This window comes from Mesorhizobium sp. WSM4833 (assembly GCF_055811095.1).
In genome coordinates this window covers 184629-199433 of record NZ_JBVVQG010000002.1, presented here as the reverse complement: position 1 = coordinate 199433, position 14805 = coordinate 184629, and the positions used below count along the sequence as shown (strand labels likewise).

The window sequence follows — 14805 nt, the reverse complement described above, 5'->3', positions numbered from 1 at the left end:
TACGGCCGACAGTCGGACATATCGAACCGATAGTCGGGCATATCGAACCAGGCATGATTCTTGCGGACGGGGTTCTGCCACAATCGCCCAGCGCGATGGTTGTAGCACCCGGCGGGAAACAAAGATGCGGATTGCCTGCGTTCATCAGGGTTATGAACTCTATGGTTCTGACCGCAGCTTCGCGGAGAGCGTGGCTGCGCTGCGCGCCGCGTTTCCGTCGGCCGACATCGAGGTGGTCTTGCCGCGCAGCGGGCCGATCGTCCAGATCCTGGAAGCGCATGCCAGCCGGATCGTCTTCGAACCGCTCTGGGTGCTGAGGCGCCAGGCCATTGCGCGCCTTGCGACAGTCGAGATGGCGCGATTGCCGGTTGCCGTGTTCAGGGCGTGGCGGCGCCTCAAGGCCTGCGACCTCGTCTATGTCAACACCTCGATCGTTGCCGACTATGCGCTGGCCGCGCGCTTGCTGCCTTACAAGGCCGTCCTGCACATCCACGAAATCCCCGAAGGCGCCATGCGCAGGGTACTTGTCGGCCTGATGCGCTGGAGCCATGCGGATCTGATCTTCAACTCGCGCGCGACACGCACCGCGTTTGGCGATCCCAAGGCGGCGCGCGCATATGTCGTCTACAACGGCGTTGCCGGGCCGGCGGCGGTCGAACCAATGACGTATAACGGCAAGCGCCCATTGCGGGTGCTGCTGCTCGGCCGCATCAACCGGATCAAGGGGCAGGAGGTCCTGCTGGAGGCGATCGCCTCGATGCCGGCAGAACTCCAGGCGAGGGTCGAGGTCAGGCTGGTCGGCGGCGCCTTCGAAAGCACCGAGCGCGAGCGTGCGCTTGCCGAACTGGTCGAAACCATGGGGCTTGTCGGGCGCGTCGGAGTCCTGCCTTTCATTCCCGATCCCTCGGAGCATTATCGCTGGGCCGACATCGTCACCGTGCCGTCGCGGCGTCCGGAATCGCTGGGCCGCGTCGCCATCGAGGCGATGGCTTATGGCCGGCCGCCGCTTGTGTCGGCGATCGGCGGGCTGGTGGAAGTGGTCAGCGACGGGCAGACCGGCTGGCATGTTCCGCCCGGCGACGCAGTAGCTCTTGGCGCGAAATTGCAGGAGATCATCCTCGCCCCTGAGGCCTGGCGCGGGTTTGTCGCTGCCGGGCGCGCGCGCTATGAGGCGATCTTCAGCGAGCCGGTCGCGGCCGCGGCGATCACCGCGATCGCCGCCGAAAAGCTGAAGACGACCATCGCGCGGCCGGGCAGGGCGCCCGCTGCCCGCGCAGCGGAGACACGGCCGTGAAGTTAGCGTTTCCGAGCCATCTGGTTCGACGCCTCGTGCTGATGATCGGCGGCGAGGCGATGCAGAGCGGCTTTCATTTCGCCCTCAACATCATGCTGTTGCACATGCTGTCGGCGCAGGGCTACGGCCTCTTCGCCATCGGCATGGTGATGGGCGGGGTCGGCCTGTCCTATATCAGGTCGCTCACCGCTGTTCCCGCCAGCATCTGGATGAGCAAGAGCACCAACAGCGCCGGCGTCGATACCTATGACGTGGCGTTCGGAACGGCGGCGCTGATCGTGGCGTTGCTGATGGCCGTCGGCACGGCCGTTCTGATGCATGTCCTTGGAGATCCAAGCGGAATTGCCGCCGGCTGCTTCGTCGGTGCCTGGTCGTTGCGCAGCCATATGCGCACGGCTTTCTTCGCACGGCGCCAGCAGGTTGTCGTCTCCATCAGCGATGGCGCTTTTACAGTCGCCGGCTGTGTCCTGACCGGGCTGTCGATCTGGTTGGTCCAAGACCCGCTGCAGACCGTATTCTATGCACTTGCAGCCGCAAATGTGTTCGGCATTTTCGTCCTGGTCCGCCTGGCTCGGCGCTCGCTTCGCATCAGCTTCCGCATGCCGACGCGCCGACGCTATGTCAGGCTCTGGCCCCAACTGCGCTGGTCGGCATTCAGCGCGACCACCACCAACATCCAGGGTCAATGTCTGGCGCTGCTGGTCGCCGGCATTGCCGGGCCAGCCGCCTACGCACCGCTGGCGGCGGTTCTGGTGCTGTTTGCTCCGCTGCGCATCATCAGCCTTGCATTCGTCAACATGACGCAGCCGGATCTCGCCAGGCTGATGCGGAACAATGAAACAGGCCGTGTCTGGACGCAGGCCAAGATCTGGGCGCTCGTCATGGGGCTCGGCGGCCTTGCTTATGGATGTGCGATCATGTTCGTCCTGCCGATGATAAAATCCCAGGCTCTCCAGGACGCTTCGACCTGGTTCATCGGGCTTTTCGTGATCGCGAATTTTGTCCCGATCATGCTCTATATCATGCCCCGCATCGTGCTTGAGATATTCGGCGATTTTCGGATCGTCGCGTTCATCACCACGGGCGGCGCGGTCGTCGGGCTGGCGCTGATCGCGGCCCTGCTGGCAATCGCGTCTCCGCCGTGGGCGTTGTTGGGTTCCGCCGTCTCGGAGATGTTCGTGCTCGTGGCATCGTGGTATTTCGCGCATCACCGCATGTGGAATATCGAGCATCCCGATGAGGCGCGCGACAGCCGGTTGGGCGCGTGGCGGCGGACGCTGCCGTTCGCTACGGCAAAGCGATAGGAAAAAACATGGCAGTCCAGGCGGTGCAAATTGCTGCGGTGACCGGCTCGCCCGATGGCCAGTCCTCCCATCCGGCCACCGTCGTCGCCATCGATGCCTACACGGCGCGGCTCCACACCAGCTTGGAAGCGGTGAGGCCGCTCTGGCTGCGCCTCCAGGCGGACGGTGTGTGCACCGCCCACCAGAATTATGCCTGGGCCGAGGGGATCGTCGCGCGGCTAATGCCGGAAGGTGCGGAACTGCTCATCGTGGAGGTAAACGATGCCGTGACGGGCGCGCCGCGAATGCTGGTGCCGCTGATACGGCGGCCGGCCTTCCGCCATCGGGTGATCGAATGGCTGAGCTGTGGCGTTTGCGACTATTCGGCACCGCTGCTGGCCGATGCCAGCCCGTGGACGATGCAATCGGCGCAGGCCGCGTGGGCTGCGGTGCGTTCCGTGCTGCCGCCGGCGGACCGCATCCAGATCACGGGAATTCCGCAATCGATCAGCGGCGTCGCCAACCCTCTGGCCTTGCTCGCAGCCACGCGCGATTCCCTGCATACCAGCTTCGGCCTCGCCATCGACGGCGACCCGGAAACCGTGCTCAAGCGCCTATGCCGGCCATCCTTCGTCAAGGCCTTCAACAAGGACTGGCGCCGCCTCGAACGGCTTGGCGACGTGGAACTGGTCGAAGCCAACACGCCGGCCCTGGTGGAGGTCATCTTCGGCGGCCTGGTCCGGATGCGGCTCAGCCGCTTTCGCGAACTGGGCCGCTTCGACCTGCTGACGCAGGCGACGGCTGTCGACTTCTATCGAAACGCCGCTCTCGAGGGCCTGTCGGATGGATCGGTGCGGCTCTTCGGGTTGCGTGTTGGTGAAGCTCTGATCGCGGTACAATACCTGCTGATCCATCAAGTCACCGTTCATGCTCTGCTGATCTCAATCGATCAGGGCGCGGTGCCCAATGTCTCGCCGGGACTTCTGATCATGGGCAAGTTGATGAGCTGGGCGCGCGGCCGCGGTTTCGATTATTTCGACCTGTCGGTCGGCAACCAGAGTTATAAGGAACATATGGGTGCCGTGGGTTCGGGCCTGCGCGAGCTTTGCCACGGGATTACGGTGCGAGGCAGCGCCGTGAGCGCAGCCATCGAGGTCCGCAACCGGACCGAGGTGTTCGTGCGCTCCAAACCTCGGCTGCTGAAGAGGCTCCAGGGACTGATGCGGGACTTGCGGCGCCTGCGTGGGGGATCGGAATGACGGGAGAAGCATGTGGCAAGCTACGCGGCGCGAACGACTCCGATAAGGGATTTGCCCGGTGGGCGGTTTTCCCCGACTGTCGCCAACGCTGATGCAACCGCGCACTTCACGGCTCGGCTGCACACCAGTTTCGACACCGTAAGGCTGCTATGGCTGCTGCTTGAGGCGCACGGCGTCTGCACTGCCCATCAGCACTATGCCTGGGTCGAAGGAATCGCCGCACGGCTGATGCCCAAGGACGCGGACCTGGTCGTCATCGAGGTGAGTGACGCCGTGACCGGCGCGCCGGCCATGCTGTTGCCGCTGATGCGGCGCCGGGCCCTCGGCCACCACGTCATCGAATGGCTGAGCTGCCGCGTGTGCGACTACTCGGTGCCGCTGCTGGCGGATGGGAGAACATGGTCCAGGCAGAGTGCCGACGCCATGTGGGCGGCGGTCCGTGCCGTTCTGCCACCGGCGGATCGCATCCATATCGCAGGGATCCCGCAGCAGATCCACGGCCTCGTCAATCCGCTGGCACTGCTTTCGGTGGCGCGCGACTCCATCCAGGTCACCTCCGGCCTCGTCCTGCACGGCGACCCGGAGACGCTCATCAAGCGGATCTGCAAGCCGTCCTTTGCCAAGGCCTTCCGCAAGCATTGCCGCGGCTTCGAACAGCTTGGTGGCCTCGCTCTGGTCGAGGCCGACACGCCTGATCTGACCGAGGAGCTCCTGGATGTGCTGCTGGAATTGCGGCTGAAGCGTTTTCGTGAGCTTGGGCGTTTCGATCTCCTGACGCAGGTCCCGGTCGTCGATTTCTACCGCGCCGCGGCGCTGCAAGGCCTGTCGAATGGATCGGTGCGGCTCTTCGGTCTACGCGTCGGTGAAGCCTGGCTCGCCTCCATCTATGTGCTGGTCAGAAAAGGCACACTTCACGCCCTCCTGCTGGGCATCGACCAGAACGCGGTCGCCAATGTCTCACCGGGCCTGACGACGATGGGCAAGCTGATGATGTGGGGATGCGAGCGGGGCTTCGACTATTTCGACCTGTCGGTCGGCGGCCAGGGCTACAAGCAACATATTGGTGCCTCGAGTTCGGTTCTGGCCGAGATCTGCGAACCGGTGACGGTGCGGGGCAGGGCTGCGAACGCAGCCATTCTGCTGCGCAGCCGGGTCGAAGGCATGACGCGGTCGCGCCCCCGGCTGCTCAAAGCCGTCCAGGGCCTGACGCGCCGCTTGCGGCGATTGAAGGACTGAGGACGAGCGTTTGCCGGTCCTGCCGACGACCGATGCAAAGAGGCACCAAGGCCGGCAAGGTTGTTGACAGGGTTGGTTGGCTCTATATTTGAAAGCGCGCTTGACGTTCAGAAATGAGTGTCGTCGGCAGATTTTCTCAAATTGGCGTTTTCGGCAGATCATCTCGATGAATGCAAGTTTAGGAGATGGGATTCGTTCCATCCTCATTATTCAAACGAAGTACATTGGAGATGTCGTTCTGACATCTGCTTTGGTTCGCAATCTGCGTCTTTCTTATCCACAAGCATCGGTAACCATGCTTTGTGCGCCGGGACTCAAGCAGTTCATCGTCGCGCAAGGGATCGCCGATGTTGCCGTTGGCTTTGAATCCCGCGGCAGAGGAAGGACTCTGCTCAAGCGTTTGAGCGACTATCGTGGCGTCATCTCTGATCTGCGGCGTCGAAAATTCGATCTTAGCATCGACCTTACCGATTCAAAAACCTCGCGGATAATGCATCGTTTGATCGGCGCTCCACTTCGCGTCGGCTTCGATCCTTCCGAGCATCCGATGAAGTTCTGGGAAATCCAGCTTGCAAACGTTCTCGCCGCGACTTTCGGACAGGGCGGCCCCCATTATCTCTACAGGAACCTGTCTCCACTCCACGCGCTTGAGTTGGATTGTCCGGACCCAACGCCTCGGCTGCAGCCGAACGGGACCGCCCAGGAAGAGTGTGCCAGGATTCTTGCGGAAAACGCTTTGGCAAAGAAGTCATATGTGGCCGTGCATGCCGGCGCTAGGTTCGAAGGACGTTGTTGGCCGCCGCAACATTTTGCTGCGGTCATCGACGAGGTATACGCCAAAACCGGGTTGCGATCTCTGCTCGTTGGTGGGCCGGATGAGGGGCTTGCCGCGCAAAGGATCCTTGAAGTGGCAGCGTCGCCGGTCGCCAGTGTCGTCGGAAAGGCCTCGCTTGAAGTCCTGACGGCATTGTTGGCCGAAGCATCAATCTTTCTAGGCAATGAGAGCGGCCCGATGCACATCGCGGCATCTGTCGGAACTCCAGCGGTGGGGTTGTACGGCCTGACGTCGCCTGAGCAATGGGGCCCGTTCGGTGTCCCGAACCGGACGCTCCAGCCGCCCATGCCCTGTCCATGCATCGCTCCAGGTGTTTGTAAAGAAAACAACCCCGGTGGGGTCTATTGTGTGCAGCGGCTTCAGGTTGCCGAGGTCGCGGCAGCGACACTCGATCTCATCGGGGCAGTCCGAAAATCCACTCATTCGGGTATGCCGGCCGCTTCGTAGGCTGGCGGCAACAGCCACGATCACGCGCGGCTTCGTCTTCGCGCGCTTCACATCGTGATTCAGGCCGAGACCCGAGCATCTTCAAAAGACTGCAAAATTTAACCGGACTGCAATCTGCACTGCCACGAAATTGACAGGACACCTCGTCTCCGGCATCCTTGGAGCCAGTCGCAAGGCCGCCGACAGCGGCCGTGTTGCGTGTCAGGGCGACCGAGGGCAGTGTCATGTTCAGTCCCGTCACAGGTCAGAATTCCAAACGCGCCGCGGTGCGCAAAGCGCTCGATCGTCACAAGGTCTACATCACCGAGCAGCGTTTTTCGGAGGGCACCTACCAAGCCCGGGTTCTGGTCGATGGCGAGGCCTATTGGGTCGACGAATTCCGGCTGAGCCAGTTGCAGCAAGGGCTGTCGCCGGCGGAGCTCGAGTTGACGCCGGCCGCTGACGATTGAGAGCGTGACTGGCTTGTTCCTGGCCGCCGTGCTTCGATCTTTGCGATGACGACTCCACCAAAGCTCAAAGCCTATCGCGCCAAACGCGAATTCGCCAAGACGCCGGAACCGGTTGGCGGGCTCGTCAGCAGCGACGGCAACCGCTTCGTCGTGCACAAGCACCACGCCACCGCAGACCATTATGATCTGCGACTGCAGGTCGGCGATGTCTTGAAGAGCTGGGCGGTGCCGCGCGGGCCTTCGCTCAATCCGGCCGACAAAAGGCTGGCGGTCGAGACCGAGGATCATCCGCTCGAATATATCGACTTCGAGGGCGTCATTCCCGAAGGCGAGTATGGCGGCGGGCCGATGATCGTCTGGGACACCGGCAGCTGGGCGCCGATGGACGATGTCGAAAAGAGCTTGCGCACCGGCGCCTTCAAGTTCCGGCTGGCCGGCGACAAGCTCAATGGCGGCTGGATGCTGACCCGGCTGAAACCGAAACCCGGCGAGGACGAAAACAAGAAGAACTGGCTGCTGTTCAAAGAGCGCGACCTCGCCGCCGACACTGCGCTTGACATCCTCACGGCCCGGCCGGAGAGCGTCAAATCCGGCTTGCGCATCGAGGAGCTGGCGGCGCCGGCAAAGCCCGCCGCCAAACCCGCGCCCAGACAGGGATCGCTGAAGCCCGGCACGCTGCCGGGCGCCTTCAAGGCCCCCATGCTTGCCCGTATCGAGCCGCAGCTGGCGACGCAGGTGCCAAAACCGCCCGATGGCGAAGACACCAAACAAGTCTGGCTGCACGAGATCAAATTCGACGGCTACCGCACCATGGCGCATCTCACTGAGGGCGCGGTCAAGCTGATCACCCGTGGCGGCATCGACTGGACGAAGCGTTATGGCGACCTGCCGCATGCGTTCGCCAAACTGCCGTGCCGCGACTCCATCATCGATGGCGAGATCGTGGTGCTCGACGCCCGGGGCATCAGCCGTTTCGCGCTGCTGCAGGATGCGCTGGCCGAGGGCGCCGGCAGCAAGCTCCATTTCTACGCCTTCGATCTTCTCCATCTCGACGGCTGGGACCTGACCAAGGCGCCGCTGGTCCGGCGCAAGGCGCTGCTGGCGCAGATGCTGTCGGGCCTCGGCGCCAATTCCGCCATCCAGCTCTCCGACCATGTCGAGGGTTCGGGGCAGGGGCTCTACGACCAGGCGTCGGAACTTGGGCTGGAGGGTGTCGTCTCAAAGCGCGCCACGGCCATCTATCAGAGCGGCCGAAGCAAAAGCTGGACCAAGACCAAGGCGCTGCAGTCGGGCGACTTCGTCATCGCCGGCTTCACCATCTCCGATGCGGCCGAAGGGCTGGCGGCGCTCGGCATGGCAGAGTTCGAGGATGGTGAATTGCATTATCGCGGCAAGGTCGGCACCGGTTTCGATGCCGCCACCGCCGGTGAGTTGCTCGCCAGGCTGGAGCCGCTGCGGGAAGGCGCCACCGCGCCCGAGGGCGTTCCGCGCGAGATCATGCGCGAGATGAACTGGGTGCGGCCGCTGCTGTCGGCGCGCATCCACTACGCCAACCGCACAGCGGACAACGCACTGCGCCACGGCGTCTTCCGCGGTTTGAGGGATGTCGGCCTGTCGACGCCGGTATCCTCGACACGCAAGCGGCTGATCGCCGAGGCTGACCTTGCCACCATCTGGGTGACCAACCCGACGCGCCGGCTGTTCGGCAAGACCGGCCCGACCAAGCTCGACATCGCTGTCTATTACGCGCTGGTCGGCGATTTCATGCTGCCGCACATTCTCGGCCGGCCGGTGTCGCTGGTGCGCTGCCCGACCGGCCTGCCGAAGGATTGCTTCTTCCAGCGCCACGCCTTCACCGGCATGCCGTCCTCGGTGGTGACATTCGAGGCGACAAATTCCGAGGGCGAAACCAAATCCTATCTCTCGGTCGAAGGCGCGAAAGGGTATCTGGCGCTGGCGCAGTTCGGCGTCGTCGAGTTCCACACCTGGGGCACCCACCGCGCCAGCCTCGACAGACCCGACCAGATCGTCCTCGACCTCGATCCGGGCGAGGGGATCACCTGGCGCGAGGTGGTCGAGGCCGCCGTGCACATCAAGGACGAATTGGAGCGCCTGGGGCTGGTGCCGTTCGCCAAGACCTCCGGCGGCAGCGGCATCCACATCACGGTGCCTGTGACAGGCAAGCAGAACTGGAAGAAACTGCACCAGGCAACCAGCGCGATCGCCACGCATCTGGCGACAACGGCGCCTGATACTTTCACCACCACCATGGGCAAGGACAACCGCAAGAAGCGCATCTTCATCGACTACCACCGCAATGCGCGCGGCCACACCTCCGCAGCACCTTACTCCTTGCGCGCCCGCACCAATCTGCCGGCCTCGACGCCGGTCAGCTGGAGCGACCTCGAATCCATCGATGCGCCGCAGGATCTGAATTATTCGTCGCTGCCAGGGCTGTTGGCGACGTCGGGCGATCCGTGGGCGGAGATTGATAAGTTTGCGCGGGATCTGCCGGTGGTCTCGGGGGCGACGAAGTAGTTGCAGAAGACGAAGTAAGTAGTTGCAGAACAAGGACCACCGCGATCCGTGGCGCCCCCCTCTGTCCTGCCGGACATCTCCCCCTCAAGGGGGGAGATTGGCCACTACCCGGGCTTCCGCTAATCTGCAACGCTGCTGAAGTGGGCGAGACGCCGAAGCTGTTGATCTCCCCCCTTGAGGGGGAGATGTCCGGCAGGACAGAGGGGGGCGCTGTCCCGCCAGCGTTTCAAATTCCAGTCCATCGACGCTTCCAACAATTTGAATTATTCTCTGTCCACGACCTCAAATGCATGGCGGAAGATTTCGTCAGGGATTTGCCGGTATTGTGTGCGGTCGGTGTAGGATTTGCTCAGCCTCAATCGTCCTCGGACGAAAGCGCTGCAGGTCTTTGTCAGTGCATGACCGCGTAGGAGTGTTTCATGGCGCCCAGGGCAAGTTGGAAAGGTTACCTCAAACTCAGCCTCGTGAGCTGTCCGGTGCGGTTGTATCCCGCCACCAGCGCCAGCGAGCGCATCTCGTTCAACCAGTTGCACAAGAAGACCCATAACCGCATCAACATGAAGCCGGTCGACCCCGAACTAGGGCTCGTCGAGCGTGCTGATCTGGTCAAGGGTTACGAATACGAGGACAAGCAGTACATCATCATCGATGATGCAGACCTCGACGCGGTGCGCATCGAATCCAACCATACGATGAACATCGAGGCTTTCGTCGACGAGGACGAGGTCGACGTCATCTACCAGGACGCGCCCTACTACATGGCGCCCGACGGCGCGATGGCGGAGGAAACCTTCGCCGTGTTGCGCGAAGCGATGCGCAAATCCGGCAAGCTCGCCATCGCCCGCCTTGTGCTGTCGAGCCGCGAGCGCGTGGTGACGATCGGCGCGCGCGAGAACGGCATGTTCGTGTGCACCTTGAGGAACCCGAACGAAGTGCGCGGAACGGCTGAATATTTTGGCAATATTCCAGCTGGCAAGCCCGACCCCGAAATGCTGCAGCTCGCCGAAGCGCTGATCAAGCAGAAGGAAACCACCTTCGATCCGAAGAATTATGAGGACCGCTACGAGGCGGCACTCATGACGATGATCCGCGAGAAGCTGAAAGGCCACAAGCCGATTATTGCGGCGGCACCGGAGCGCGGCAATGTCATCAACCTGATGGATGCGCTGAAGGCGAGCCTGTCGCAATCGAAGCCGCCGGCCAAGTCGAAGAGCAAGGCCGACGAGGTTGCCAAGCCAGCCGCGAAGAAAGCGGCAGCGGGTGGTGCTGCTGAAAATCCGCTGAAGGCCAATCTGCTGAAGGCGGTCGGCAAGAGCAAGAAATGACGGCACCGGCCGGCGCTGTTTTCGGCACCATCGGCGCGCTGGCGGCGTTTCCGCTCAGACTGGCCGCGCGTGAAGTCGAACGCCAGCACGGCCAGCTGCGGCGCGGCGTCACCAGGCGCACCACGCATGTCGTGTGCGGCCGCACGCTGCTCGCTAAAGCCGGGCTCTCCAGGAACGGCGATGCCGAGATCGAGCGCCGTGTCGCCGCCGAGCGCGGGGCCGGGCACAAGCTCCTCAGCGAGAACGGGTTCCTGCGCCTGCTTGGGCTGATGAAGGCACCGGAAGCGTCTTCGCTGTCGCGGCAATCGCTGATCGATCAGTCGCGGCTATCCGGCGTCGAGCTCGATTTGTTGTCACTGTTCGATGCGTTCGAGCATGACGCAGAACCCTATTCCTTCCGCGACCTGATCCTGGCGCGCAAATATGCCGGGCTCGTCGCCGGCGGCGCGACATGGGGGGCGATCGCGCGCTCCGTCCACCGCTCCGGCCCGGTGGCGTCGCTGACCGCCAAGTCGCTCAATGTCGGCTCGCAGCATGGGCGCGCCGATGCGATCTATCTCGAAGGCGGCCAGAGCGAACTCGACGGACAGCTTCTGTTCGATTTGGGCAGCGCCGGTTCGGCAGGCGACGACACACTGGAAGAGTTGTTTGCCGAGGCCGAAGCGGCGGAGGAGGGTGGCGACCATGATGGGGCAGCCGCACTCTACCAGCGCTGTCTCGCCATCGATCCGAGCGATGCGATTGCCGCCTTCAACCGCGCCAACTGCCTGCGCGCGGGCGGCCACGCGGCGGACGCCGCGCATGCCTATATCAGCGCGATAAAACTCGATCCGGCCTTCGTCGAGGCCTGGTTCAACCTCGCTGGGCTGATGAGCGACCAGGGCCGCGAGGCCTCGGCGCGAAGGCACCTGCAGAAAGCGATCGCGCTCGACAAAAACTATGCCGATCCGGTGTTCAACCTCGCCCGGCTGGAGTTCGCCGCCGGCGATCTGCCGGAGGCGCGGCGGCTGTGGGTGCGTTACCTTGAGCTCGACGCGGAGTCGGAGTGGTCGCGGGTGGCGGCCAAGGGCGTGCAATTCGTGGATTTGCAGTTGGCGCGGACGGCGGGGTGAGGGATGCTGGCGCTTGAACACCCCCCTCTGGCCTGCCGGCCATCTCCCCCGCAAGGGGGGAGATCGGCAGCTTGGGCGTCCCGTTCCTGCTTGCAAAGTGGGAGATTGGCGAAAGCGGTTGAGCGCGCAATCTCCCCGCTTGCGGGGGAGATGTCCGGCAGGACAGAGGGGAGTGTGACGGAACTCGACCTCTCCAGCGAGACCGCTCTATGACCACCTTTCTCTTCGACGGCCCCGACAGTGCCCCGGTCACCATCCTGCTCGCCCATGGCGCGGGCGCGTCGATGGATTCTCCTTCGATGACCGCCACCGCCAAGGCGCTGGCCGAAGCCGGCTTCCAGGTCGCCCGCTTCGAGTTCCACTATATGGCTGCCCGCCGCTATGGCCACCGCAAGCCGCCGCCGCGGGCCGAGACGGTCAACCCGGAATATATCAAGGCGATAGCCGACCTCAGGGCGAAGGGCGTGACCGGCGCGCTCGTCATCGGCGGCAAGTCGATGGGCGGGCGCGTCGCCTCGATGGTTGCCGACGAGATGTTTGCCAAGGGCGAGATTTCAGGGCTGGTCTGCCTCGGCTATCCCTTCCATCCGCCGGCCAAGCCCGAGCAATTGCGCACAAAACACCTTGCCGATCTAAAGACGCCGACGCTGATCTTCCAGGGCACCCGCGACGAGTTCGGCACCAGGGACGAGGTTGCGACTTATGACCTTTCCGATCGCATCGAGGTGATCTGGCTGGAGGACGGCGACCACGATCTCAAGCCTCGCAAGAGTGTTTCGGGGTTTTCGACCGCCGATCATCTGAAGACGCTGGCCGAGACGGTCAAGGCGTGGTCGGGTCGGATCGCTTCCTGAAGCGATGAAGATCGCCTCCTTCAACATCAACAACATCAACAGCCGGCTTGAAAACCTGCTGGCATGGCTGGCTGTGGCAAAGCCCGATGTCGTGTGCCTGCAGGAGTTGAAGGCACGCGACATGCAGTTTCCGCGCTCGGCATTGGCGGCGGCCGGCTATGGCGCGGTGTGGAAGGGCGAGCCGACCTGGAACGGCGTTGCCATCCTGGCGCGGAGTGCCGAGCCCGTGTTGACCCGCGATGCCTTGCCCGGCGACGAAGCCGACAGGCAGAGCCGCTACATCGAGGCGGCGGTGAATGGCATTGTCGTCGCTTGCCTCTATGCGCCGAACGGCAATCCCCAGCCCGGCCCGAAATTCGCCTACAAGCTCGCCTGGCACGCGCGGCTGGAGGCGCATGCCGAACAGTTGCTCGACACCGGCCTGCCGGTGGTGCTGGCCGGCGACTACAACATCGTGCCCGAGCCGCGCGATATCTACGCCACCCGCTCCTATGACGACAACGCGCTGGTGCAGCCGGAAAGCCGGGCGTCGTTCCAGCGCCTGCTCGACCAGGGTTGGCTTGATGCCCTGCGCAAGAAGCATCCGAAGGAAACGCTTTACACATTCTGGGACTATCGCCGCAACCGCTGGCCGCGCGATGCGGGCCTCCGGCTCGATCACATCCTGCTGTCGAAGAAACTGGCACGCCGCCTGACCGCCGCCGGCATCGACCGCGACGTGCGCGGCGAGGACGGTGCCAGCGACCATGCGCCGGTGTGGGTGGAATTGAAGTAAGGCGACTGCTTTCATGCGTCGCGCTTGAACGGATCCATGCAACGCGCTTTAGTCTTTTGTCTTGATGCATGTCGCTGTCCCAAACCGGGGTTCGCTTTTGGCCGACATGCAATAACCTGTCGGCAAAGTATTCCAACGCAGCCGGATCGCCCATGAACGCAATCCTCCACGAGATCTGTGAAAGGAGGCTCCATGCCTGACTTGGGCGCTGTCGAGATACTGTTCGCCGCCATTGTGGTGCTTGCGGCAGCTGTCGTGTCCTGGCGGCTGTGGCGGAAGCGCAGCCGCCGCAAGGGACGGCGGCTGACCAATCCGGCTGCCGACTATGCCGCCCGCACCGACTGGAGCGGCCGCGGGGGCATACTCAATTACTCGTCCTTCGTCTATTTCGATGTCGATCGCGACGGCAAATACGGCGCCGGAGACCGGCCGATGGCCGGGATCATGGTGCGGCTGTATGACGAAGCCGGCAAGCTCGCCGCGTCCGCGCGCACCAACAATGCCGGCTTTGCCAATTTCCCCATGTCGGTGAAAAGCAGAAAGGCCGTGATCCGCAAGCCGGGCAACTGGCGCTTTGTGGTTTCGGTGCCGCCCGGCTGGCAGGCGAAAAGCGAAAACGACATTCAGTCCCGACACTTCCTGCCGCTGCCGGGTTCGCCGGCCGGGATGGTATCACAGGAGATGCTGCTGCCGGTCGGTCTGGCGCCGCCGCGCCGCGTCAGCGGGCGCGTTGCCGGCGATGGACCCGCGACCCTCTCCGTGTCGGGGGACGGGCACGTCCTGGAGACGCGGACACTGGCGCCGGGTGCCGTCTTCAGCTTCGACCTGGCTGAAGAAGCCGACACGGTCAGCATCAGTGGCGAAGGCTTGGAGCGGCGGCTGACGCTGTCGCCCTACTCGGCGGATCTCGGCCTGCTGTCCGCGCAACGCGCCGGCATTGCCACTGATGCCGCTCTCGAAACGATCGGTTTCGACGATGTGACGTCGCGCACCTTCAGGAAAATTCCGGCCGGTCATGCCGGATTGGCGTGGCGCAACCTGAATGCGATGGCGCGCGACTACACCAAGGACAGCCAGGGCTATGTCAATGGCAACGTCTCCGGTGACCATGTGCTCTACACCAGCAGCGGGCTGCCTGCCGAATTCAGCTGCGAACGGCCGTTCGGCTTTCACTCGGTCATGCTGAGCGCCGCCTGGCTGGCGTCGGAAGGGGAGGTGGCGCTGATCGAAAGCTGGCTTGGCGAGCAGCTGATTGCAAGCGATCAGATCACGCTGTCGGCGCTGACGCCGTTGCACTATGCCCCGATGCTCAAAGCTGTAACGCGTGTTCGCCTGTCGACGAAGCACTATTGGCAAATGGTCGTGGACGATTTGGTCCTGACACGCTGAGATTTGGGC

At 63.5% G+C, this 14805-nt stretch carries 12 protein-coding genes; all 12 read left to right on the top strand.

What is annotated here, in order from left to right:
- The first annotated feature begins 124 nt into the window (after positions 1-124).
- The 12 genes from AC0L2D_RS04110 (at position 125) to AC0L2D_RS04055 (ending at position 14796) form a co-directional block, all read left to right on the top strand.
- The gene (locus AC0L2D_RS04110; RefSeq protein WP_275952578.1) at positions 125-1294 is read left to right on the top strand and encodes a glycosyltransferase; all 1170 of its coding nucleotides are present in this window, start codon (positions 125-127) and stop codon (positions 1292-1294) included.
- The gene (locus AC0L2D_RS04105) at positions 1291-2598 is read left to right on the top strand and encodes an MATE family efflux transporter (protein WP_473540422.1); all 1308 of its coding nucleotides are present in this window, start codon (positions 1291-1293) and stop codon (positions 2596-2598) included. Before AC0L2D_RS04110 ends, AC0L2D_RS04105 begins: the two co-directional genes overlap by 4 nt.
- A gap of 8 nt (positions 2599-2606) precedes the next feature.
- Positions 2607-3836 carry a GNAT family N-acetyltransferase gene (locus tag AC0L2D_RS04100; protein WP_013530610.1) on the top strand — a complete coding sequence of 410 codons (1230 nt, stop codon included), beginning with the start codon at positions 2607-2609 and terminating at the stop codon, positions 3834-3836.
- Positions 3837-3848: 12 nt separating this feature from the next.
- Positions 3849-5072, top strand: a complete 1224-nt coding sequence (locus tag AC0L2D_RS04095; protein ID WP_473540421.1) for a GNAT family N-acetyltransferase — start codon at positions 3849-3851, stop codon at positions 5070-5072.
- Between the two features lie 100 nt (positions 5073-5172).
- Positions 5173-6354: a glycosyltransferase family 9 protein gene (locus tag AC0L2D_RS04090; protein WP_473540420.1), complete on the top strand. Its 1182-nt coding sequence runs from the start codon at positions 5173-5175 to the stop codon at positions 6352-6354.
- A gap of 224 nt (positions 6355-6578) precedes the next feature.
- A complete protein-coding gene (locus AC0L2D_RS04085) occupies positions 6579-6803 on the top strand; it encodes a hypothetical protein (protein ID WP_027160830.1) in 225 nt (74 codons plus the stop codon).
- A gap of 45 nt (positions 6804-6848) precedes the next feature.
- Positions 6849-9341 (top strand): DNA ligase D, encoded by a 2493-nt coding sequence (ligD, locus tag AC0L2D_RS04080; RefSeq protein WP_473540419.1) that lies wholly within the window; start codon positions 6849-6851, stop codon positions 9339-9341.
- Positions 9342-9760: 419 nt separating this feature from the next.
- Positions 9761-10666, top strand: a complete 906-nt coding sequence (gene ku, locus AC0L2D_RS04075; RefSeq protein ID WP_024501732.1) for a non-homologous end joining protein Ku — start codon at positions 9761-9763, stop codon at positions 10664-10666.
- A complete protein-coding gene (locus AC0L2D_RS04070; RefSeq protein WP_473540418.1) occupies positions 10663-11778 on the top strand; it encodes a tetratricopeptide repeat protein in 1116 nt (371 codons plus the stop codon). The genes ku and AC0L2D_RS04070 overlap by 4 nt, the downstream gene beginning before the upstream one ends.
- Positions 11779-11987: 209 nt before the next feature.
- Positions 11988-12632, top strand: coding sequence for an alpha/beta hydrolase family protein (locus AC0L2D_RS04065; RefSeq protein WP_473540417.1), 645 nt, complete (start codon positions 11988-11990; stop codon positions 12630-12632).
- A 4-nt stretch (positions 12633-12636) separates the two neighbouring features.
- Positions 12637-13407 carry an exodeoxyribonuclease III gene (locus AC0L2D_RS04060; RefSeq protein WP_473540416.1) on the top strand — a complete coding sequence of 257 codons (771 nt, stop codon included), beginning with the start codon at positions 12637-12639 and terminating at the stop codon, positions 13405-13407.
- A 192-nt stretch (positions 13408-13599) separates the two neighbouring features.
- A complete protein-coding gene (locus tag AC0L2D_RS04055; RefSeq protein WP_473540415.1) occupies positions 13600-14796 on the top strand; it encodes a hypothetical protein in 1197 nt (398 codons plus the stop codon).
- The last annotated feature ends 9 nt before the right edge of the window (positions 14797-14805 follow it).